Source organism: Anaeromyxobacter sp. Fw109-5 (genome assembly GCF_000017505.1).
Lineage (GTDB): Bacteria > Myxococcota > Myxococcia > Myxococcales > Anaeromyxobacteraceae > Anaeromyxobacter.
Genome location: NC_009675.1, coordinates 2668420 through 2693842, shown reverse-complemented (window position 1 = coordinate 2693842; position 25423 = coordinate 2668420). Strand labels below are relative to the sequence as shown.

Here is a 25423-nt window from a genome sequence, read left to right as displayed (position 1 = left end):
GACACGAGTTGGGTCGACGCAGCCGGCGCACCTTCCCGCGTGAAGCGAGCAGTGCTGCTCGCAGCGCTCGTCCTCGGATGTAGCAGCTCCGATCCGGCCGACGTCGTCGGACGCTTCGACGGCGGAGTGGTCACGGCGGAGGACCTGCACCGGGAGGCGAGCCGGCTCCCGCCGCTGCTGCGGGCTCGCTTCGAGACCGAGGCCGGCAGGCGCGACATGGTCGGGGCGATCGTGGACAAGCGCCTCCTCGCGCGAGAGGCGCGCCGGCGCAAGCTGCACGAAGACCCGGAGATCCGTCGCGAGTTGGAGGAGCTCGAGGAGCGGCTCGCGATCCAGGCGCTGCTCGCCGCGGAAGAGAAGGCGAGGGGATCCGCGAGCGACGCCGAGCTCCGCGCCTGGTACGACTCGCACGGGGCCGAGCTCGCGCAGCCCGAGCGCCTCCGCGTCCGGCGCGTGCTCGCGAAGGTCGACCCGGGGGCGTCGCGCTCCGATCGCGAGCGCGCGAGGGAGCGCGCGGAACGGTTCGCGGGGCGGCTGCGCGCCGGTGAGCGCTTCGAGGCGGTCGCGGTGTCCGGCGACGGTCCCGAGCGCGCGCGGGGGGGAGATCTCGGGCTGATCGGACGAGGGGACGGCAAGGACGCGCGCTTGGAGTCCGCTGCGTTCGAGCTCCCCGCGGTGGGGGCGCGCTCGCCGGTCATCGAGCTGACCGACGGCTTCGCCGTGCTGGAGCTCATAGAGCGGCGGCCGGGCCGGGTCCCGTCGTTCGAGGAGGCGCGCGGGGAGGTCTCGAACCGCCTCGTGCCGCAGCTGAAGCGCAAGGCCTTCGATGAGCTTCTCTCTCGTCTGCGCAGGGACGCGGACGTCGAGTTCCCGTCGCTGGCGGGACCGCGCTAGCGCGCGGGCGAGGGGGTACGGTGAAGCGTCGCGCCTCGAGACCCTTGGCCTTTGTCGCCGCATGCACGCTCGGCCTGCTGCTGCCCGCGGTCGCCTGGGCGGGACCGCCCGCCGTGGTGTCGGTCCGCCCCCTCGCGCCCATCCAGGTCGGTTCGACGGGACTCGATCTCGCGTTCCAGGTGGACGGACAGGCGGCGCAGCTGGACGTCACGGTGCAGGGAACGTCGCCGACGTCCGGTGGGTTCGCGTCCCTCCGCGAGGCGATCGTCGATCGGGACTACGCGAGCGCCGTCGCGTTCCACGTCCACGTGCCGCTCGGGACGGCATTTCCGGCGGACGGCGTCGTCGACGTGCAGGCCCAGGCGATCGGGCCGGATGGCGCGCGCGGCGCGGCCTTCAACGGGCGCATCGTGGCGGGCGCGAGCGCGCCGGCCTTCGCGAGGCAGGAGCCGGTCAAGGTGCGACGGGACGCGTCCGGCGCGCTGCTCGTCGAGGTGGCGTACTCGGGTCAGGTGGCGCAGGCCGAGGCCTCGGTCACCGGCGTCTCGGCGCAGGTGCTCCGCTCCGTCAACGGCAACCTCGCCCAGGTCGCGGCGGACGCGATGTTCGTCCACGAGCGGCAGGTGTTCGCGTACCCGCGAGCGGACGCGCCCGGGAAGATCACGTTCGCGCTCCCGACGCGCTTCGACCCACCGCTCGACGGCGTCGTCATCGCGGACGTCGCGCTGCGAGATCCGTTCGGGCGCGCCGTCCATACCTCCGCGGTGGAGTTCACCGACTCCGAGCGGTTCGACGTCCTGCTCGGCCTCACCGTCATGCCCGCGCCGGTGCTGCTCGCGGAAGGGTTCGGCCAGCGCGAGCAGCTGAAGGTGATCGCCCGCTTCGCCGCGGCCGGTGACGTGGACCTCAGCGGCGCGGGCAAGGGGGTCGAGTACGCGAGCCTCGACGAGTCGATCGCAGCGGTGACGCGCGACGGTCAGGTCATGGCTCGCGCCAACGGGATCACGCGCGTCCGGGTCTCGTACGCGGGCACCGATCACGAGGCGGAGGTGGTGGTCGACTCGACCGCGCAGCTCGACGCGGTCGAGCTCGGACCCGCGGGCGCCTCCGTGCCTCGCGTGGGCGGCTCCACGCAGCTGAAGCTCGAGGGCGTCCTCAGCACGGGGCGCCGCGTGGATCTGACGCCGGGGTCCCTCGGGACCACGTATGCGTCGAGCGATCCCTCCGTGCTGATCGTCTCCCCCGACGGTCGGGTCACCTCCCGAAAGCCCGGGTCCGCGATCGTCACCGCCCGCCACGCGGGCTACGAGGCTCGCCTCCGGGTCGACGCGCTCGACGGGCCGCCGGAGCTCAAGCTCCGCGTCCCTTCCTCGGTTCAGGCCGGCGGCTCGCTCGAGGTCCGGGCCGAGGCCAAGGACGACGTCGGGATCGCGAAGGTGGTCTTCGTGCTGAACGGCGTCCCCACCGCCGAGGACGCCGAGCCGCCCTACGTGCTGCAGCTCAGAGCGCCGCCGTACGGCGGAACGGTGATGAAGATCGCCGCGAAGGTGATCGACACCGCCGGCGCCTCCACGACGGCGCCCGAGGTGTCGGTCCCGGTCACCGACGCGCCGGTCCCGGGGAAGGGGCCGAGGTGGGAGGCGCCCTCCGCCGGCGCCATGCTGATCCAGGGCCTCCCGGTCATGCTCCGGGTCACGAGCCGTGACGGCCTCTCTGGCAGCATGGACGACTACCAGGTGGTTCGCTTCACGGTCGACGACGTCCCGGTCGGATCCTCCTCCAGCGCACGCCTGGAGATGCGGCAGAAACCGCAGACGGACGAGGAGCAGGCGCGGGGTCTCAAGCCCGAGAGCGTCGCCGTGCCGGTCTGGGAGATCACCTACATCCCGAAGCCGGACGCGGCGGGCACGGGGATGTCCCTCCGGGCCGAGGCGGTGGACCGGGCGGGCGCCGTCGTCGTCTCGGAAACGCTCCTCGTCCGCATCGTGGCGGACGCTCCGCCGCTCGTCACGCTGCAGAAGCCGGTGGGCTCCATCGTGGACGCGACCGCCGGCGTTCCGTTCGAGGTCGCCGGCCACATCGGCGACGACGCGATGGGGATCGGCGTGGACGCCGCGCTCCTCGTCGACGGCACCGCCGTCGCGAGGAAGCGCCTCGTGGGCGGGACGGTCGCCGGGACGCTGGTAGGCGACCTGCCGTTCAGCTTCACGTGGGCGCCGCCGGCGGATCAGGTCGGCAGGATGTTCCGGCTCGAGGTGCAGGCGATCGACGTCGGAGGGAACGAGCGACGGGTCGCCTTCGACGCGACCGTCCGGAAGGACCAGCCTCCGCAGATCAAGATCCTGACCCCGCAGGCGAACGCGTCCCTGCCGATGGGCTCGCTGGCGCTGCTCACCGCGCGCGTGCTCGACGACGGCGGCACGAGCTGCATGGTCACCTGGTCCGTCAACGGCCAGATCGTCGGGGCCTCGTCGGCGGGAGCGTTCGACGTCACGTACAAGATCCCCGTCGCCGAGCAGGATCAGACGCTCCTCGTCGCCGCCGTCGCCCGGGACGCGGCCGGCAACGAGAGCCGTGACGAGCTCACGGTCTACGGCACCACCGACCGCAACCCGCCCACGCTCGCGATCGTCACGCCGCGCGAGCTCGCCGACGTGACCCAGACCCAGGACCTGCTCGTCAGCGTGGCAGGCCTCGACGACGTCCGCGTCGCGAAGGTCGAGGTCCTCTTCGATGGGAACGTCGTCTACACGGATGACTCGCCTGACGAGCACGCCGGCGTGCGCGGCTCGTTCATCAGCCACGCCGTGGTGAGCGCGGCGCAGCTCGCGACCGGCGCCGATCACCGGATCTCGGCCCGCGCGACGGACGCGAGCGGCAACGTGGGCCGGGCGCCGGAGGTGCTGGTCCACGCGCGCGCCGACGCGCCTCCGACCGTCCGCATCGTGAGCCCGGTCCCCGGCGCGCAGGTCACCGCCCACACGAAGCTCGAGGTCCTCGTCGAGGCCGAGGACGACGTGGCGGTGGGACGCGTCGAGCTCTACGCCGACGGCGTCGCCGTCGGCACGAAGCTCGTCCCGCCGTACCGGTTCACCCTCTCGAACACGGGCGCCGCGCGCCCCGCCCTGACCTTGCGAGCGGTGGCCGTCGAGTCACCGTCTCCCACCGCCCCCGAGCCGCAGTCGGCGGAGGCGACGCTGGCGGTGACCGTCGTCCCGGACACGAAGCCACCGCTCGTCGCGTTCCGCTCGCCCGCCGAGGGAGAGCGGGTGTTCGCGGGGCGGGACGTGATCGTCGTCGGGGTGGCGTCGGACAACGTCGCGCTCCAGAGCGTCACGCTGCAGGGAGCCGGCGTCTCGCCGGTCCTACAGCGGAGCTACACCGACGAGCTTTACCACGTGTACGAATGGAAGGTCGCCATCCCCGCGGAGGCCCAGGGTCAGGAGCTCGAGCTCACGGCCGTGGCGAAGGACTCCGCGAACCTCTCGGCGAGCCGCGATCTCACGCTCCGGGCGGTGAAGGACCTTCCCCCTACCGTCTCGATCCTCGTCCCGCCGCCGGGCGCGCCGTTCAAGGAAGGCGAGGACGTGCGCATCGCGTACACCCTCGCGGACGACGACGGGGTCCTCGGGGTCTCCGGTGTGTCGGGCGGGAAGCTCTGGGGAACGCTCCCGACGAAGGGGAGTCCCATCGACGCGAGCGGCGAGAAGGTGCTCACCGTCTGGGCCCCCATCGTCTCCAAGGGTGAGGAGCCCGAGGTCGGGGTCATCGCGCGTGACACCGCGCTGCAGGACGGCGCCGGGACGGTCCGGCTCAGCGTCGGGCGCGATACGGAGGCCCCCTCGGCGTCGCTCTCGGCGCCGCTCCCTCCGCGTCCGCCCGCGACGGGACCGATCAAGGTGCGCGAGGGCGGCTCGCTCGGCATGCGCGTCGAGGTCATGGACGACGTCCGCGTGAGCCGCGTCGCGGTGCAGCTCCAGGGAACCGAGCTGCGGGAGCTGAAGACCGGCGACGGCAAGGACTTCCTGGCGCCGAAGTCCGAGCGGTTCGAGGAGATCCGGACCGAGAATCCGCTCGGCCCCGGCGAGATCCTCGTGAGTCGCCGGTACGTCGGATCGTTCCAGGGCACGGTCCGCTTCGCCGGCGTCGAGCCCGGGCGATACCGGCTCTCCGCGCGAGCCTACGATCCCGCCGGGAACGGGACCTCGACGAGCGAGGTCGAGGTCGAGATCACGGCGTTCGAGGATCAGACGCCTCCGCGAGTCTCGATCACCCTGCAGGGCGTGCCGGACGCGGCGCGGATCGTCGGCGGCTCGACCATCCAGATCCACGTCGGCGCGTACGACGACGGCGTCGTGAGCGCGCTCTCGCTCGACGTCGACGGCGAGCCGCTCGCGCTCTCCCCGTTCGATCCCGCCGCGAGCGTGCGGGAAACGGTCACGTGGGCGGCGCCCGCGGTCGTCGCGCTGGACGACGTGCGGTCGATCACGATCACCGCCCGCGCCGTGGACGCCAAGGGGCGGGTGGGCGAGACGAGCCTCACGCGAGAGCTCGTGAAGGACTCGCCACCCACCGTCTCGTTCATCGCCCCGATCACGGGCAGCCAGCTCGTCGAGGAGAAGCCGGAGATCGTCCCGCTGACGCTGTCGGACGACGCCGGTGTCGGGGCCGGCTTCGTCGTGCTCTCGACCTCGGACGTGACCTCCGCGAGCGCGGCCGACGTGACCATCGCGGCGCCGGGCGCGGTCGCGGGCGCACGCGCGGTGCTGACCTTCTGGGGCGACCAAGGATTCGAGGTGGCATCGGGTGAAGGGGCGCTGACCGTGCGCGCCCCGGCGGCGCTCAGGCGAGCCCCCGAGAGCGGCGACGCAGGAAAGCTCACGTTCGCCGCCCCCGGGGTGGAGGGCACGGTAGGCGTTCAGTATGCCTACCGCGTACGCAGTGGCTTCGAGAGCGATGCCCGGCTGCTGGACTTCCTGCGGAGGTTCCCCGGCGGGCGTGGCACCGTCGCGCTCGCTGCGCCGGCGCACTCCGCGGACCTGTCCTTCCCGGACGCGGTGATCCAGGTCGAGCAGGTCCTCCTCACGCTGCCCTCGGGCTCCGGGATCGAGACCGCGGCGCTCGCGCTGCTGGACACGAAGGGGACGATCGCGCCTCAGCTCCGTGCGCGCGCGTTCGGTCAGGCGATCGGCGTCCAGGCGTTCGAGCCAAGCGTTCGCCCTGGCGCCGTAACCGAGACCCAGCGCGTCCGGGTGCCGGGGGGGCTGGGCTTCTCGGAGGCGCGCCTCACGGCGATCGCGGTCGACACGGCCGGCGCCGTCGGGATGTACACGACGCTCCACCCCTCCGTGCCGGACCGCAAGCCGCCGGAGGTCTCGCTCGCGCTCGGCCGGCCCGGTCCCGCGGTGGACGGCGCGCCCTTCGACGTGATCGTCACGCATCGCGACGACGTCGTCGTCGAGCGGCTCGAGCTCCTCGCCGACGGCGCTCGAAAGGCGGAGGTCGTCCCGCCGCTCGGCAGCTCTCAGTCGCGGCTCACGCTGACGCTGCCGCTCTCCGGCCCTGCGCCGGTCCCCCTGAGCGCGCTCGCGCAGGATCGGGCCGGAAACGCGTCGCTGACGGACCCCCTCTACGTGACGGTGGTCCCCGACGCGCCGCCATCGATCGCGTTCACAGGCATCGCGAGCGGCTCTCCGGCCGTCGTCGAGCGGATCGGCGCGAAGGAGCTGGAGTCGGGCATCGCCCGCGTCCTGCAGGCGACGCCCGCCGCGGTCTCGTTCAGGGTCGGCGACGACGTCGGCGCCACGCGGGTGCGCGTGGTGTACGACGGCGCGACGGTGCTCGACGCGGACTACTCCGCGGCGCCCCGTGCTTCGGCGACCCTCAGCGCGAGCGTCGTGCCCCCGGTGCGCGCCGACGGAACCCCGACCGTGTTCGTGGTGACCGCGTGGGACACCCGCGGCCACGAGGTGAGCTCGCGGCTCATCCTGGAGACGCGTCACCCGCAGGCGCCCGCGCTCGCGGTGGCCGCGCCGGCGAACGGCGCCACGCTCGCGGAGGGGAGCATCCAGCTCACCTTCCTCGCGGTGGCGGGCGATGACACCGGCGTGTCGCAGGTGGAGCTGTACGTGAACGGCCAGCGCGCCCTGGGGATCCTCGCGAAGGACTCGCAGGACGTCCCGGTCATCTCGATCGATACGGAGACGGGCCTGCCGGTGGCGGCGGACGCCGCGATCCGGATCGCGGTGGAAGCCGCGGCGGCCACGAGCCCGCCCACCGTCACCGCCCCCTTCGACGACGTGACCCGGCTCCGGCAGTTCCGGGCCGAGGTCAGCCTCCCTCCCGGCTTCGTCGCGCTCGATCCCGACCCCACCCACGGCTCGTCGCGCCTCTCGGTCCGAGCCGTCGCCACCGACCTCGAGGGCAACCAGACCGTCGTGGGTCGTGACGTCGAGGTCGTGGCGGACGAGGCCCCCCCGGTCGTCGAGTTCCTCAGGCCGGTGCTCGGTCGCGACGTCGTCGAGGGTACGCCGGTGCGCGTGCAGGTCCAGGCCTCCGACAACGTGCTCGTGGACCGGGTCGAGCTCTACGGCGGCCAGAGCGAGGCGGCGCTGGCGCTCGCGTACGTCGCAGGCGGGTTCCCGCCCAAGAACATGCTGCCGGGCTCGCCCGGCGGCATCTACGCGCCCGTCGTGCAGTACGACCTGAGCCTGCCCACGCTGCCCGACGGCGTCGCCACGATGCCGTACTTCGTGGCCGCGGAGGCCCGGGACGTCTCCGGCAACCGCACGACGCCGCGCGTCGTCCACTACGTGGACATCGTGCGCGACCGCGAGCCGGGGGTCGCGATCATCTCCCCGTCGGAGTACGGGCGGGCGGTCGAGCTGACCCAGCTGCCGGTGGCGATCGCGGCCGAGGACGACGTCGGCATCTCGAGCGTCGAGCTGTGGGTCGACGGGGTGCCGGCGGACGTCACCATGCGCGCTCCGCCGTTCAACTTCCTCGTCGCCGTCCCCGCGGCAGAGCCGGGCAGGATGCTCCACCTGCGCGCGCGGGCGAGGGACACGTACGGACACGAGGTGTGGAGCAACGTGGTCCAGCTCCCCATCGTGTCCGACGCGGCGCCCACCGTCGCGATCGCGGAGCCCCGCAACGGCGAGACGGTCACCGAGGGACGCGACTTCGCGTTCGTCGTCGCGGCCCAGGACGACGCAGCGGTGACCTCGGTGGAGGCCACCGTCGACGGGGGCCTCAACGGGACGATGCGCTTCTTCTCCACGACCCGGCCGTACGGGTTCCGGGTTCCTCTGCCTCACGGCTCCGCGGGGCGCACGCTCGTGCTGAACGCGAAGGCCCGGGACGCGGCCGGTCACGTCTCGACGGCGCCGTCCGTGACCGTGCTGGCGAAGGCGGACACCACCCCGCCGACCGTCAGCTTCCTGTCGCCCAGGAACGCGTCGCAGATCCCGGAGGGGCTGAAGCTCGAGATCGAGGCGAGGGCCGACGACGACGTAGGCGTCGCGTCGGTGGTGTTCGAGGTCAACGGGACGACCGTCGCGACGATGCCGTCGCCGCCGTTCCGGTTCACGTACCCCGTCGCGCGCGGCGACGCGGGGAAGGTCATCGCCATCACCGCTCGCGCGACCGATCTCTCCGGCCTCACGGGGCACGCGAGCGTCTCGGTGACCGCCATCCCCGACGAGGCGCCGGGCGTGACGCTCTTCCCGCCCGCGAAGCTCGTGGCTGGGATCCCCTCGCGGATCGACGCGGAGGGATGGGACGACATCGCGGTCGCACGCGTCGAGTTCTTCGCAGGGATCGACGCCGACGATCCCGCCCAGATCGACCAGCGGCTCATGCTGCCGTACCGCGTGATGTGGACGCCGCCCAAGGAGTGGGTCGGGAAGGAGGTCGTCCTCCGGGCCGACGCCGTGGACGTCGCTGGTCAGCGGACCGCGTCCGCCCCGGCCGTGCGAACGGTGGTGCCCGATCAGCCGCCGAGCATCCACATCGTCAAGCCGCTCCAGGACACGCTCGTGTTCGACGGCCAGGTCGTCCGCATCGAGGCCGAGGCGGTCGACGAGGACGGCGGGGTCAAATCGGTCGCGTTCCTCGTGGACGGCAAGAAGGTGGATGCGGCGTTCACCTCGGCGGGCGTCCCGGGCGCGCCGAACGTGTTCCGCGGGAGCTTCTACGCGCCGGTGGGCGCGACGAACCGGATGTTCACGCTCACCGCGATCGCCACGGACACGGCCGATCAGGAGACCGTGTCCGAGCCGGTCGTCATCGGTACGGTGAAGGACACGGTCGATCCCGCCGTCGAGCTCGTGGATCCCGTCGATCGGGACGTCGTGACGCTGGGCGAGCAGCTCACGCTCGCGGCGGCGGCGGAGGACAACGCGCCCCCTCTTGCGAAGGTCGACTTCCTCGTGGACGGGGTGACCATCGGCTCCACCGCGGCCACGACGATCGGTCCCGCGAACCGCCCGCTGCACCAGTACCCTTGGGTCGCGGGCGCCGCTCAGGGCGAGCTCCCCGCCCGCATCGCCGGCGAGCTCCAGACGTTCCAGGCCCAGGCCTACGACCGGTCCAACAACACGAAGCTGTCGCAGCTCGTCAGCGTCGAGCTCGGCATGCGGCCGAAGGATCAGCGGTGGTCGCCCTCGGCTGACAGGGACGTGGGGCCGATGGCCGTTCGGCCCGACGGCCTACTCCTTGCCGCCGTGCGCGAGCCCGAGGCGCCGCCGTTCCAGCCGTGGTCCCGGCTCCGGATCGGGCGGGCCCTGGAGGGCGGAGTCGAAGGGTTCAGCGCGCTGGATCTCGACGGCCCGGGAGCGAGCGCGACGTTCCACGGCAGTCTCGCCCTGGTCACGACCCGCGCCTCCCGCATCGACCGGCGGCTCTCCGGTCCTCTGCTCGCGGTGTTCGACGTCGCCGATCCCGTCGTCCCGAAGCGGCGCGGCGCCATCGAGCTGGTGGGGCCCGAGGTCGGGGGCGTCGCGGCGCGCGATCGCCTCGCGTTCGTCGCCAACGGCGAGCCAGGCGTGGCGGTCGTCGATCTCTCCGATCCGACCCAGCCGGTGCGGCTGACCAACATCCCCGTCGTCGGCGTGGCGCGAGACGTCGCGGTCGCCGGTGACCGGCTGCTCGTCGCGGCCGATACGGGAGGGCTGCGGATCCTGGACCTTCGGGACCCCGAGCTGAAGGAGCTCGGGTTCGTCGCCGTGCCATCCGGAGCCGTGACCGTCGCCGCCCAGGGCGACCGCGCGTTCGTCGGGTGCTCGGGCGGCGGATCGCAGCTCGCCGTGATCGACATCTCCCGCCCGGCGCAGCCGGTCGTCCGCTCACTCCTGTCGCACGCCCCGGCGCGCCGCGACCTCCGCGCGTCCGGGATGGTCGACGTCGCGGTGGCCGGCCGCACCGTCGTCACGTCCACGGCGCTCGTGGATCAGGACGCCCACCCGGTGAAGGGTTTGATGACCGTGTCGGCGCTGTCCGACGCGATGACGGACGCGAAGCCCGTCGTGCGCGCCAACCTCTCCGCCGCTGCGGACGTGGGCATCGCGGCGGGGGGCGCGGTGGCCCTTCACCCGAAGAGCGGAGCCGGACCCGCGAGCGTCGCTGGCTACGTCCTGCCGCGGCTCCTCGTCACCGGCATGACGCCGCCCGACGGCGCGCTCGACGTCGCGCTCTCGACGCCCGACCTCGCGATCGAGGTCGAGCTCTCCGCCCCGGTGACGCTGGCGTCGGCGCAGGCCAACGTCGTACTCCGCGAGCAGGACCCCGCCATCGGGCCCGTCGTCGAGGCGACGATCGAGGTCGGTGATCGGCGGATCTACGTGAGGCCCGTGGAGGAGCTCCGCCCTGCGAGGGCCTATTTCCTGACCGTCGGGACCGGGCTCGAGACGGACGCGCAGCTCCCCCTCGAGCGGCGCGTGGTCTCCTCGTTCCGGACGCGTGCGGTGGACGCGCCTCTCCCCATCGTGAGCGACGTCGTTCCGAGCGCCGGACCGGCCGACGGCGGGACGACCGTGAGCATCTCCGCGCTGAACGTCCAGGAGGGCGCGCGCGTCTTCTTCTCGGATCGTGAGGCGACCGAGGTCCAGGTCCTCGCCGATGGGCGGGTCTCGGCGAAGACGCCCATGGGCGTCTTGGGCCCCGCCCTCGTGTCGATCGTGAACCCCGATGGCTTGCAAGGCTCGTTGCTCGGCGGCTTCACCTACCTCGACCTCCTGCAGGCCAACTTCTGCTCGCCCGCGACGGGCAAGCTCGCGGGCGGCGATCTGGTCGTGCTGTCGGGCGCGGGGTTCGAGCGCGGCGCGGCGGTCACGCTCGCGGGCGTGCCCGCAGTGGACGTGCGCGTCCTCACCCCGGGTCACATCCAGTTCTACACGCCGCCCGGCTCGTTCGGCCCCGCCGACGTGGTCGTCGAGAACTCCGATGGCCGCCGGGCCGTGGCGCCGGGCGCGTTCTTCTACTCCGAGCTGCAGGTCACCTCGATCGTCGGGCGGCACGATCCCAAGCTCGACGGCACCGAGGAGCGTCCCGCCTTCCGCCTGCCGCGCATGCCGCCGGGGCGCGTGGCGCTGCGCGACGGCGTCGCGTGGGTGCTTTCCGACGCCCTCATCGACGAGTCCGCCCGCAACGTCGTCGAGCTGCGCGAGAAGAGCCTCTGGGGAGCGCTGTCGTTCGTCGACGTCCGCGATCCGCGGAACGCCTCGGTCATGGGTGTCCTCAGCGTGCCGCCTCCGCTCGTCCCTTCGGACCTCGTCGTCCGAGGAGACCTCGCCTACGTCGTGGCGAATGCCAAGGTCCTGCCCAACATGGACATGGCCGGGGAGGGCGCGCCGGCCGTCCTGGTCGTCGACGGCTCGGACAAGGCTGGGCCGGAGATCCTGGCGACGGTCCCGTTCGAGGGCGAGGCCACCTCGGTGGCCGTGGCAGACGACCTGCTCCTCGTCGCCTCCGGCTCGAAGGGGGTCGCGATCTTCTCGATCGCCGATCCGGTGCACCCGGTGCTCCTCGGGTACCAGAGCGACTACCTCGTGAACGGCGCGCATCAGGCGCTCCCCATTCGCCGCGTGGCCACCCTGGGGCGCTACGCGCTGCTCTCGACCACGCTGAAGGCGGGGGGCACGGGGCTGGTGGTGGATCTCGCTCAGCCCGGCCTCCGCTCGATCGCGTCGCTCCCCGCCAGCTTCGCCGACTTGTCGGGCGCGGCGGGACGCGGGCTGGCCGCGAATGGCTGGCTGCGGAGCCTGTCGCTCGCGACGCCGGCCGAGCCCAAGTACGTCGCGGATCTGACGCCGGTGATCGCCACCGGCGCCGGAGGCTTCTACTTCGCGTCCGCCGGCGCTCAGTTCGGTGTCGGCGCCTGGTCGGGGGGGGGCGGATTCCTGCAGGTGACGGCGCTCGCCGACCCCGGGAACCACCGCTCCATCGACGCGGTCGACCTCTTCCCCGCGATGGATCTCGCGGGCGCGGCGCTGGAGCGCGACGTCGCGGTCGTGAGCGTCGCCAAGACGATCAACGTCAGCCCGACCAACGTGGCGTTGAGCGCCGGTGTGGCGGCGAACGACGGCCTCGTCGTGGTCCCGCTGCAGTTCCCGCTCGTGGTGGCGAGCGATCCGCCCGACGGGGCCTCGGGCGTGCTCGTCTCGGCGGCGGTTCGCGTGGAGACGAACCGCCCGATCTTCGACGCCGACATCGCGACCGTCCGCCTCCTCCGCATGGACGGCTCCGCCAACGGCGCTCAGGTCGACGCGACCGTCACGACGGCCGGCGACGTCATCACGCTCACGCCCTCGCAGCCCCTCGCCACCTCGGCGCGCTACCGCCTCGTCGTCGACGGCATCCACGAGGCGCGGGACGGCGGCCCGGGGTCCCCGATGCCCGCGGCCTACACGGCCGAATTCTCGACGGCGCGCAGCACGAGCGCGGTGCCGCTGAGCGTCTCGAGCGTGTCGCCGCGCCAGGGGCGCGCCGGCGCGCTCGTCACGATCGAGGGGACCGGCTTCGGCACCGCTCCGGGCAACGTCGCCGTCCGGTTCAGCGGCCAGCCTGCGGCGATCGTGCAACTCGACCCGACGGGGACGAGGATGGTCGTCGAGGCGCCCGCGAACCCGGCCGGCGCTGTCACGCTGCAGCTCGAGACGGTCGAGGGGACGTCGCTCGACCGCGTCGGCGCGTTCGTGTACCGGGACGAGCTGAGGGTGCTCTCCGTCACCCCGGACCGCGGCCCCGCGTCCGGAACGACGCGGGTGCGGATCCAGGGCACCGGCTTCTCGCCCGTCGGGGCGGTGCAGGTCTGGTTCCAGGGGGTGCTCGCGGACGAGGTGCGCGTCCTAGGCGTCGACACCATCGAGGCGACGACGCCCAATGGAGTTGTCGGCCAGGCCGACGTCACCGTCCGGAACCCCGACGGAGAGACCGACACGCTCGAGGGCGCCTTCACGTTCGATCGGCCCACCATGTCCGCCGTGGCCTACGACGGACGCATCTACGACGCGATCGTCATCGACAACGTCGCCTATCTGGCGGCGGGCGCGAGCGGCCTCCAGGTGATCGATCTCAGCGGCACGTACACACGCGACGCGAAGGATGGGACCCCGCTCGAGGGGCTCTACATCCCGCCGGACCTCCGAGACGAGCTGGTGGACGTCGACGGCGACCGGGTCGACGACCGCGTCATCGGCCGGCTCGCGCTCGGCGGCGAGGCGGTCTCGATCAGCTACCCGCCCGAGGGAGGGGACCGCATCTACGTCGGTCTACGGACCTGGCGCGCGGTCGACAATACGCACTGGATCGCGGAGGGGGCGTTCGCCGAGGTGAACGTCTCGAACCCGTCCGCGCCCGTTCAGATCGGGGGCGGCTCGACCCAGGGCAGCGTCTTCGGCCTGGATGCCCGGGGAGACCGGCTCCTCGCGGCGGCCGGCACGGACGGGCTCCGCACGTGGGACATCTCGTCACCTCCCCAGCACGCGCCGTTCCCGGTCGGGACCCACGAGGCTCCGCCTGCCGCGCAGGTGCTCGCCGTCGAGGAGGGCCTGGCTGCGCTCGGGGTGGGGCTCCGAGGCGAGACCTCGCCCAGCCTCGCCACCGACCAGATCGCGTTTGGTTCGCTCGAGCTCATCGACGTCTCCGGCGCCGCCCGGCCGCTCTCCTCGGTGGGCTCGCTCGACGTGCAGGAGGTGAAGCTCAGAGGCGGGTTCGCGTTCGTCGCCGCGGGGAGCCGCGGGCTCGTCATCCTGGACGTCCGCGACCCAGCGAACCCGGTCGAGCGGGCGGCGCTGTCCGTCGGCGGGTTCGCCTGGGATCTCGCGCTCTCCGGCGACCTCGCGTACGTGGCCGCCGGGGACGCAGGGGTCGCCGTCGTGGACGTGTCCGACGTGCTGCACCCCGCGCTGAAGTACTACGTGTCCGGCGCGAAGGGCGGTCAGGCGCGGTCGGTCACCATGGCGTACGGCCAGCTCCTGACGATCCGGGATCGGGGATCGCTCGGCTGGTCCGTCGACTTCGGCTATCCCGTCGACTTCGCCGTCGAGTCGATCAGCGTCACGCCGGGCCAGATCGTGCCCGTCGATCTGCCTTCGATCAGCGTCATCCTCTCGACCACCGTCGACCCAGCGACGGCGCCGGCCGCGTTCTCCCTCACGGCCGATGGCGTCGAGGTCCCAGGCGTGCTCGAGGCTGGCAGCCCTGCCGAGCTCGTGAGCACGCTCGTGTTCCGGCCAGCGGCCGAGCTCCCGCTCGGAGCCGAGCTCCGCCTGCGCATCGACACGACGCTCACGAGCCACCAGGGCCAGGCCCTCGCTGCGCCCTTCGAGGTCCGCTTCGTGGCGGCGTCCGCGCCCGGGCCGTGGCCTCGGATCGCGCAGGTGGTGCCACGCGTCGGGCCGGCCGAGGGCGGCGAGGTCATCGAGGTCCTCGGCGAAGGCTTCGAGCTCCTCGCGTCCGTGAACGTCGGAGGGAAGCCGGCCCGCGTGCTCGCGGCCTCGGCGACCCGCCTCACGATCGAGACGCCTCCGGGCGCGCCAGGGCTCGCCGACGTCGAGGTGGTGAACCCGAGTGGCGTCCGCGACCGGCGGCCGGGCGGGTACTTCTACTCCGCCCCGCTGTACGCCGACGTCGCGATCCCGCGCTTCCTGAACCCGCGCGGCGGGAGCGTGGTGCGCGTGACCGGGCAGGGGTTCCTGCCCTCGTGGTCGGGGCCGCTCGGGTCCACTCGGGTCCTGATCCGCGGGCTGCCAGCACTCAGCGTGAATGTGACCTCCACGGTGGAGCTGACCGCAGTCGCGCCTCCCGGCTCGTTCGGTCCGGCGGAGGTCACGGTCGTCTCGGCGGACGGCCTGCAGCGGAGCGTGTCGCCGAGCGACGTGGGATACGGGCTGCCCTACTCCGGTGAGGAGAAGGCGGTCGCGGTCCGGCCCCGAGCGCTCGCGCAGGATCTCCAGACGCCCCTGTTCGTGTACGCGGCGCCCGGTGCGCACTTCTCCGGCAACTCGTTCCCGCAGCCGTTCATCGGCGCGAACCTCGGGGCGGCCACCATCCCGGAGTCGTTCCGGGTCGTCGCCTACGACGTCACGCTGGCGGGTCGTCCGCGCGCGTCGCTGGCGCAGATCGTGGACGCGGTCGACGCGTCCGCCGACGTCTGGGGCGCGTTCAACCTCGGGATCCTCCCGGGCATGCCGCCGATGTCGATGTTCGGCGACGACATGCCCGACCCCGACGCACCGGCGCCGGTGGGCGCCGTGCAGCTGCCGGATGACCTCGAGATCGAGCCGGACGCGCTCGACGTCGCGGTCGGGGGGCCGAACCTCTACATCGCCAACGGGACGAGCGGCCTCACCATCCTCGACGCGAGCCGCCACGCGGATCCGACGGCCTCCACGCAGGAAGACCTGCCGGTCATGAGTCACGAGCCGCGCCAGGAAGGCGTGGCGGCCGTTCGCGTGCGGTCGACACCGACCGGTGCGCTGGTGGTGAAGGCCTCGGGTTTCGCGGCGGAGTGCAGGGCCCCCGGCCAGAAGGCCGACGCCGTCAGCACGGACGGCCGCGTCGAGCTCTTCGACGCGCGCGACCCGCGCGATCCGGTGCTCCTGGCGACCTTCGGCCCCGAGCGGCCGTACTCGTCGCTCATCTCGGGTGGGCGCCTGTACGTGACGAGCGGCTCGTTCGGAGGCATCGAGCACTGTCCTCCGGAGGAGCCCACGATGTGGGAGCCGCCGCCGGTCAACTCGGTCTCCAAGGTCCTGCCGGCGGGTCCCCCTTCGAACCGCCTCACCATCTACGACGGCTACGGCCCGGGCTCCAGCGTGGTGGGCACGTTCCCGGTCGGTGCGCCGGTGACCGACGTCGCCGTCGTGCAGGAAGTGGCCATCCTGTCGACCGCAGGGGAGGGCGTCCTCTTCGTCGACGTGTCGAACCCGGCGGCCCCGACGCTCGCCCGTGCGATCCCGTTCGACCAGACCCTCTCCAACACGCCCGGCACACCGCTCAGGCTGCGAGTCGCCGGTGATCTTCTCTTCGTCGCGTGCGAGGCGGGCGGTCCGGTGCTGATCGACGTGTCCGATCCGAGAAACCCGCGACTCGTCAGCGGCGGCAACACCGAGACCGCCCTCGACGCGCTGCCCGTATCGGACCGGCTGCTGCTCGCCGGCGGAACCGCCGTGACGGAGCTCTCGCTGCCGTTCACGTACGTCACCGGGACCACGCCCGAGCGCGGCGCGCTCGTGCCGCCCGACCTCGCGCAGCTCGAGGTCCGCTTCAACCGCGCGCTCGCCGAGCCTAGCGTGGACGAGACGTCGGTCCGCCTCGTCTCCGCCGCGGGGGCGACGATCCCGCTCCAGCTGAGCGTCCGCGAGGATCACCAGACCCTGACGTACGCGATCGTCGCCACGCCGACGTCGCCCCTCGCGCCGGCCACCTCCTACGAGCTCCAGGTCGACGCGAGCGTCACGGATCAGCGCGGTGGCGGGCTCCTCATCCCGTTCCGGTTCCCGTTCAGCACCGGAGCGGCGGGCAGCCGGGCGCCCCGCATCGCGGACGTCACGCCTCGAACCGCCCGCGCGCAGCCGCTCCAGGGCACCGCGACGCCCTCCACGCTCACCGTGACGGGCACCGGCCTGACGGGCACCTCGCGCGTGCTCGTCGGCGGCGTGGAGGCGGTGGCCTTCGACGTCGTCTCCGACGAGCAGCTCGAGGTCACCGCGCCGCTCCTGCCGGCGGGCCCCGTGGATCTCGTGGTCGAGAACGCCGGAGGCCCGTCGGATCGGCTGCCGATGGCCGTGCTGGTCCTCGACGACCTCGTGGGCTCCCGCCTCACCGTCGCACCCACGCACGGGCCGATCGAGGGTGGCACCCGCATCGTCGTGTCGGCTCCGACGGGCAAGCCGATCGCCCCCGGCACGCAGGTCGTCATCCGCCACGCGAGCGGCGTGGTGCGCTCCGGCGTCGACGTCGACGTCGTCGACCTGTCGCGCCTGCGGTTCACCGCCCCTGCCGTCGACGAGGCGGGGCTCGTCGCGGTCGAGCTCGTCCGGCCAGACGGTCAGGTGGAGGTCGCCGGCACCTACTCGTACGACCTGCCCGTCGGCACGCAGCTGGATCTGCCCGGGTTCCCGCCGCGGCTCGCGTCCGAGACGAAGCTCATCGGCGAGACGCTCTACGTCGGAGTTCGAAATCCGAGCTACTACGGCCTCGAGCTCTTCGACGTCACCATCGAGGAGCATCCCATCTGGCTCGGATCCCTCCGGACCGAGACCCCGGTCCGTGGGCTCGAGGTTTCAGGGGGCCTCGCGCTCCTCGCCGCCGAGGGGATGGGGCTCGTCCTCGCGGACGTGAGCGACGCGAACCACCCGTTCCGCGTCGCGCAGCTCATGATCGGCGACAGGGCGACGGGGGTGCGGCTCGAGGGGGCGACCGCGTTCGTCTCTACGACCGACCCGGGCGCCGGGCCCGGGCGGATCCAGAAGGTGGACGTGGCCAGCCCGACGCTGCCCCTGCTCGAATCCGTCGGGCTCGAGTCGGATGCCCTGGCGCTCGACCTCGGCCCCGACCGCTTCTACGTGCTCACCTCGGACGTGTCGGGCGCCTCCGGCAACGGGCTATGGCTGTCGATCTATCGCCGCGACGGCGTCCTGCTCGGCAAGGTCCCCGTGGACGAGAGCCTCACGTCCTGGGAGAGCCTCGTCTCGAGCCGGCTGACCGTGCGGTTCGGGCGGGCGTACGTGACGGTGGGCCGGAAGCTGTTCGTGTTCGACGTGACCCAGGAGGCCGCGCCAGTCGCGCTCCAGGGCACGGATCTCGGCGCGCCCGCGAGCGGGCTCACGTGGTCGGGGGGCACCCTCTACGTCGCCACGGAAGGCACGAGCACCCTCGTCGCGGTCCCCGCCGCGAAGCTGCTGGCGGTGGAAGTGACTCCGTCGAACGGAGCGCTCGCGGCTCCTGACGCGCTCGTCCGCGTGACCTTCACGATGCCGGTGGCGCCCACCTCGGTCGACTCGACGACGTTCTCGGTGATGGCGGACCGGCAGGACGGGCTCGGGCCGCAGCCGGTCGACGGTTCGCGCGACGTCGAGTTCGCCGTGCGGGGCTCCTCGATCCTGTTCCGCCCGACCCAGCCGCTGCCGCCCGGCGCGACGGTCTACGTGGACGTCGTCGGGGTGAAGGGGTTCGACACCCTCCCGCTCGCCGTCCCCGTCCATACGACGTTCGAGGTCACGAGCGACGGCCTGCAACCCGCCATCACCGGGATCGCGCCCGCGAACGGGTACGTCGACGCGTGGACCCCGGATGTCGTCATCTCGGGTAGCGGATTCCGCCTCGGCGACGTGGTGAAGGTGGGAGGCCAGGAGGCGACCGTCGTCGCCGTCTCCGCGACGGGGAACTGGATCAAGATCGACGTGCCGCCGGCGCCGCTGCTCGCTCCCGGGCTCGCGGCGATCGAGGTCACGGACCCGAGTGGACTCACGGCGCTCCGGATCGGCGCGTTCCTCTACCGCGATCACGTGAGGGTCACGTCGGTGACACCCGACCGCGCGCCGCAGGCGGGCGGCGTCAAGGTGACGCTGCGCGGATATGGCTTCCGGCCCGGGATGGCCGTGAACTTCGGGGGCACCGACTCCTTCGACGTCGTCGTGACGGCCTTGGACACCGCCCTCGCCGTCGCGCCTGCGCACGCCGCCGGCACGGTCGACGTCCAGGCCCGGATCGCGAGGCCCGGCCTCGACGGGTCGACGGTTCCGGGGGACTGGGAGGTCTTCACCCTCTCGAACGCGTTCCTGTACGGCACCGGCGCGGTGGCGCACCTCGACACGAGGCCGGTGGCGCACGTGATCGTCGATGGCGGCGTCGCGTACGCCGCGCTCGGAGCCACGGTCGACGTCCCGGCCGCCTCGGGGGCCGTGCTCGCCGAGGGCCGCACGACGAGCGAAGCAGGCCTCCTCGTCGCCGACGTGGCCGATCCAAACCGCGTGACGGTGGTGAAGCAGCTCACCCTGCCTTCCGTGGGCGGCGCACGGCGCCTGGCGAAGGTCGGGGGCGTGGTGTACCTCGCCGCCGGCCCTGCCGGCGTCCAGCGCATCGATGTGTCTCTGCCTGCGGAGGCGCATCTGCTGCCCGATCCGCTCGGGACGTCCGGCGCCGCCGTCGACGTCGCGGCAGCGGGCGATCTCCTGTTCGTCGCCGACGGGCAGGGGATCGCGGTGTTCCGGATGGGAGAGGCCGATCGTCCGCTCCTCGTCGCGCGGCGCACGATCACGGGCGGGGCGAGCGCCCTCGCGGTCCACGGGAAGCTGCTCCTCGCGACGAGCGCGAGCGCGACGGCGCCGACGCTCCACGTGTTCGACGCCCGGACCGGGGATCTCGCGGAGCTGGCCGAGAGGCCGATCACGGCGCCGGCTCGCCACATCACCGCCGAGGGGAAGCGCGCGTTCCTGTCGCTCGGTCGCGCGAAGCAGGTCGCGGTCATCGATCTCACGAACCCGGCCGCACCGGTCGACGGCGGGACGCTCGTCCTCTCGGATCCGCTCGGAAGCGACTGGGTCTCGGCGGAGGAGACCACCATCGCGGGCGGGATCGCGTGGGTCGCGGCAGGGGGCGGTAAGGTCCAGCGCTTCGCCATCCCGGCGGGGCTGCCTCCGCCGCTCGCCCCCCTCGAGCGCGCGGTCGTGACGGGCGACGCCCGCAGCCTCGCGTTCCTCGGCAAGAGCCTCCTCGTCGGAACGCTCGTGCTCGACCAGCAGGGGACCGCGATCGAGCTCCCGCTCCAGGACCCGACGCTCGCCGGGCTGCCGCTCGCGGGGGCGCTCGCGACGGTGCCGCTCCCGCACGTGGAGCTCCGCGGCACCCGCCCGCAGGACGACGGCGTGGCGCCGATCTCCGCTCCTATCGACGTGCTCCTCACGGAGCTCGTCGACCCGGCGACGGCGGACGCCGTGACCCTCGAGCGTGTCGGGCTCGAGGGTGGACCCGTGGCCGTCACCCGCCACGTGTCCCTCGACGCGGGCGGCGCGAACCTGTCGCTCACGCCTTCGTCGCCGCTCGCGCTCGACGCGGAGTACCTGCTCGAGGTCGGCGCAGGGCTCGCGGATCTGCAGGGCGCGACGCTCGGGGCGGAAGCGCACGTCCGGTTCCGGACGGCGAAGACGTCCTCGGCGGTCGTACCGATGGTGGCGGGGGCGTCGCCGCCCAGCGGCCTACGTGAGGGCGGCGACACGATCGAGGTCCACGGCACCGGGTTCCTCCCCGGATGCTCCGTCGAGCTCGGCGGCGTCCAGGCGACGGTGCTCGAGCTCGCGAGCGACGGGACGTGGGTGCGCGTCCAGGTGCCTCCCGGCGCCGCGGGTGCCGCCGGCGTCGAGGTCCGCAACGTGAGCGGGCTCGGAGACCTGAGGCTCGGCGCGTACCGGTACCTCGTTCCTCCGCGGATCACGGGGTACACCCCGGCATTCGCGCCGTTCGATGGTCGCGTCGCCGTGCGCATCACGGGCGAGGGCCTGTACGGCGGGACCGTCGTCACGTTCGGTGGTGTGGACGCCCGCAGCGTGACGCTCGAGGCGGACGGCGCTCTCGTCGCGGAGACTCCCGACGGCATCACCGGCCCGGTGGACCTCGCGGTCGCCACGCGGACGCCGGCCGGTGCGCTGGTCGACACCAGCGAGGGCGGCTTCACGTTCACGCTGGCGCCGCTCGGGACCGCCATCGCGGAGCGCCCCACGGGCCTCGCCACGATCGGGACCGCGCTCGTCGTCGCCAGCGACCATCACCTGACCGCCTACGATCTCTCGTCGGATTCGCCGTTCCAGCAGGCTCGCGTACCGACGGGCGCCCAGGTCCGCGCGTTCGCGATGTCCGGGCGAAAGGCGTACGTCGCGGTCGACGGCGGGAGCTACGGCCCCAGCGAGATCGTCGAATACGCGGTCGACGGCTGCGGCTCCGGGCCGCTCTCCGCGTGCGCCCTCGTCGAGACCGGCCGGGTGTCGCTCAATCCGTACGGCGAGTCGGTGAACGCGATCGCCGCGCGGGACGGCGCCGCGTTCGTCGCCCTCGGCGGAGGGGACGAGCTCTCGCTCCTGGGCATGGTGGACGGGCAGCTCCGGGTGGTCGCCGATACGTACGTGCCGGGCGCGACCATCCGCGCGTTGCAGGTCGTCCAGGGAAACCTCGCGGTGCTGCTGGAGGACGCGACGACCGCTCGCGTCGAGCTGCGCAGCCTCGCCGATGGACAGCTCTCGCTCCTCGGCGCGAGCGAGCGGTGGGCGCGCAACTACAGCACGGCGTCTCCGGCAGCGATCTCGTCGGAAGGAAGCCGGATCGCGGTCGCGGTCGATCGCGCCGTCCACGTGGTGGACGCGGTCGATCCGACCGCGCCGTTCGAGGTCGGATCCTGGAGCGTGCCTGCGAACGCCTCGGGCAACCAGAAGCCCGTGGCGGCGGCGCTCGCTGGCCCCTGGCTCCTCGCCACCAGCCGCGAGCGGGCTCACTGGGTCGACGCGACCAGCTTCACCGAGCGTACGTTCACTCCCGTCGGCTCCGGCTCGCACGCGGCCATCGGAGCCGGCGTCGCGATCCTCGGCGGCTGGTCGTGGACGCGCACCTACGCGTTGCCGTACCCCGTCGCCTCGGGGCTCTCTCCGGCGCCGGGCGAGGCCATCGCCGCGGGGGCCTCCGCGAACGTGACGATCGCGGGCCGCCTCCCGCCCTCCGTCGTCGCCGGCACGTCGCTCGAGCTGCTGGACAACGGGAGCCCGCTCGCGGGCACGCAGGGCATCGCGGGCACCACCGTGACGTTCACGCCGGCGCAGCCGCTCGTGGAGGGGAGGGTCTACGCGGAGCGCGTGACGCTCGGCTCCACGCCCTACCTCGGCGGTGACGTCTCCGGACCCTGGACGTTCCACGTCCGCGGTGGAGGCGCGCCCAGCGGCGTGACGATCGCGTCCGTGACGCCCAGCTCCGGCCCGGTCGCAGGCGGGACGCTCGTCGAGATCGCGGGTGCCGGACTCGCGTCCGTGACGCAGGTCCGGATCGGCGGCGTGACCGTCGTCCCGGAGGGAGCGCCGACCGACGGTGCTCTCTTCGTGAGGACACCCCCGGGCGTCGCCGCCGGACCCGCGCGCGTCGAGGTCATCGCCGGCAGCGGCGGCTCCGCCGCCCTCGACGGCGGCTTCGTCTACGTCTCGCCGCTCGCGGTGAGCGCGATCACCCCCGCCGAGGTCGGCCTCGTCGGAGGCACCGTCACGGTCACGGGGACCGGCTTCACGCGCGGTCTCACCGCGTACCTGGACGAGGCCGTGGTGGCGACCAGCAGCTTCACGTCGGGCGCGATCACCTCCTCGTTCGCGCTCGCCGTCCCGGGCGGCGCCGCGAAGGCGCTCACGCTGAAGCTGGAGCAGGCCGGGACCAGTCCGCTCGTGCTGGCGAACGCCATCCTCCGGCGCGATCACGAGCCGCCCATCCCGGTCGCGTGGGCGCCGACGGAGCCCCGGATCCCCATCGACTCGAAGCTGAAGGTCACCTTCAGCGAGCCGATCGATCCCGCCAGCGCCGGCAGCGTGCTCGTGTACGTCTACCTCGGCGGCGTCTGGTCGCCGGTCGAGGGCGCCCGCGCTGTGCTCGCCGACACGAGCGGCGCCGCGATCGGCGTCGAGTTCACGCCCGGCGCGCCGCTCCGCTCCGCCTCGCTGTACGAGATGCGGGTCGAGGGCGTTCGCGACCTGGTGCAGAACCCCATCGTCTACTCGCCTCAGTCCCGTCACCAGTTCCGCGCCGTCGACGTCGTGGCGCCGTCCGTGTCGGTCGCGCTGGACGGCAGCACGACGTCGCTCCCCGCGAGCCCGCAGCCGGTGGACCTGGCCGTGGGCGTGACCTGGACGTTCGTGGTGTCCGGCAGCGATCCCGACAGCGGGCAGACCCCGACCCCGTCCCTGCTCGTGGACGGCGTCTCCCAGCCCCGGGGCGCGGACGGGAAGTTCCGCTTCTCCTGGCCGAACACGGACCTCGGGCGGACCTCCACGGTCGTGGCGCGCATGTCCGACGGCGTGAACGCGAGCGAGCAGATCGTGCTCGTGAACCTCGTCGACAACATGCCGCCCACCTGCGCGATCCAGCTCGTCAGCGGCACCAGCGTGGTCGAGGAGGGGACCCCGCTCAAGGTGACCGTCACCGGTCACGACGACAACGGCGTCGCGTCGATGGACCTGCGGCTGAACGGCGCGCCGCTGAAGCGCGTCAACTACGGCGCGAGCCAGTACGACGTCTCGTTCACGGTGCCGGACGCGTCCGGGCTCCCGCCGCTCCGCGCCGCGGCGCTCACGGGCGACGTCGCGGAGGTGCAGCACACGTTCACGGCCTTCGCGCTGGACTCGAAGAGCGCCATGGGGCAGGCGGCGCCGCTCGCGGTCACCGTCCGCCGCGACGCCACCGCGCCCACCGTCAGCATCGTCGCCCCCGCCGAGGGGAGTCGTGTGCCCGCGGGGTCTACGGTGTCGGTCGCGGCGAGCGCGAGCGATCTGAACGGTGTCGCGTCGGTGGAGTTCACGCTCCCGAAGGGCGACGGCACGACCATCAAGAAGATCGTGACGGCCGCGCCTTGGACGGTGTCGTGGACGGCGCCGCTCGTGTCCGCCGCGACGTCGTTCACGCTCGAGGCGCGCGCGGCCGATCCTCGGGGCAACGCCGCCAGCGCGAGCGTCGAGGTGACGGCGGAGCCGACGCTGGTCGAGCCGATCGTGAGCATCACCCAGCCGACGTCCTCGACCTTCGTCGAGGGCGCCTCCATCGACGTCGCCGTCTCCGCGGCCTCTCCCGCCGGGATCGCCAGCGTGCGCATCGCGCTCGACGGCGACGAGGTCGTGCTCGGCAGCGCGCCGTGGACCACCCGGTTCACGGTCCCGGCCGGCGCGGCGGGCAACGTCTCCATCCTGCGCGCCGTGGCCGTCGACGGGAACGGCGTCGAGAGCAAGCCGGCCGTGAAGGCGTTGACCATCGGGGGGCGGCTCCTCGCCGTCCCCGACGGCGGCGTGGCCGCGTACCCGGCAGGTCCCGAGTTCCTTGGCGGCTCGACCGTGCTCGCCGCGGCGACGGCCCCCGTCTCCTCGGGCGCCGCCTCGGTCTACGTCGGCGGCTCGCTCGTGGGGACGCAGCCGAAGCTCGCTTCCCCGGCGGCGTTCGAGCTCCCCGAGGGTCCGGACGGCGCGCCGGTCCAGGTCACGGTGAGCGTACCGGGCTACGTGGATCCGCTCGCCTCGCTGGACGGCACCCTCACCCGGTTCGCGGCGGGCCCCCCGAAGATCGTGCGCGATCTGCCAGCCGGCTTCCCCGAGCTCGCCGCGCTGGCGGTGCAGGGCGACACGCTGCTGCTCGCCGCGCGGGACTGGAACGGCAATGGGGTGCTGCAGGTGCGCGCGCGCGACGACGATCGCGTGCTCGCGAGCGCGCTGCTGGGCGACACGCCCGTCGCGCTCGCCTTCGCGCAGGATGGCGTCGCGGTCGCGCTTCGGCACGACGGGCGCGGGCGCTTGGAGGTGCGCGACCTCGCTGAGCCGGCGGTCGTGCATGCCTCGCTCGAGCTTCGCCGTGAGGTCGTGGCGCTGGCCGGGTTCCGCGGCGGCGTCGCCGTCGCGTCCGACGAGGGCGTGCTGCTCCTCGACGGCGAGGCGCGGGTGCTCGCATCGCTCCCGCTCGGCCCCATCACGTCGATCGCGGCCGATGGGGATCGGCTGTTCGTCCTCGCCGCTGGAGAGCTCCTGAGCGTGGACGTCGCCGCCGCGTATGCGCCGCTGACGATCGGGCGGGTGGCTGCCGCCGATGCGACGTCCGTCGCCGCCGCGGGCGGAGGTCGGGTCTGCACCGTCGGTCCCTCCATCCAGTGCTTCGCCGTCGACGTCGCGGGCGCTCTCGTCGCGGACGCCGTCGGCGTGCTCGTGAGCGGCAGCGATGATTTCGAGCGCGGCGTCGATGTCGCGCGCAGGTGGACCAAGACCGACATCGGCCAGACGTCGCTCCCGGGGCCGTACGCGGTGCCCGTCGC

At 73.1% G+C, this 25423-nt stretch carries 2 protein-coding genes (1 of these 2 cut by a window edge); both read left to right on the top strand.

The window, feature by feature from the left end:
* Positions 1–39: 39 nt before the first annotated feature.
* A complete protein-coding gene (locus ANAE109_RS11905) occupies positions 40–894 on the top strand; it encodes a peptidyl-prolyl cis-trans isomerase (RefSeq protein WP_158305887.1) in 855 nt (284 codons plus the stop codon).
* 44 nt (positions 895–938) lie between these two features.
* Positions 939–25423, top strand: partial view of an Ig-like domain-containing protein gene (locus ANAE109_RS11900; RefSeq protein ID WP_041448300.1) — the 5' portion only. 13546 nt of this gene lie beyond the right edge of the window; only the first 24485 of its 38031 coding nucleotides appear in the window; it begins with the start codon at positions 939–941; its stop codon lies off the right edge, out of view.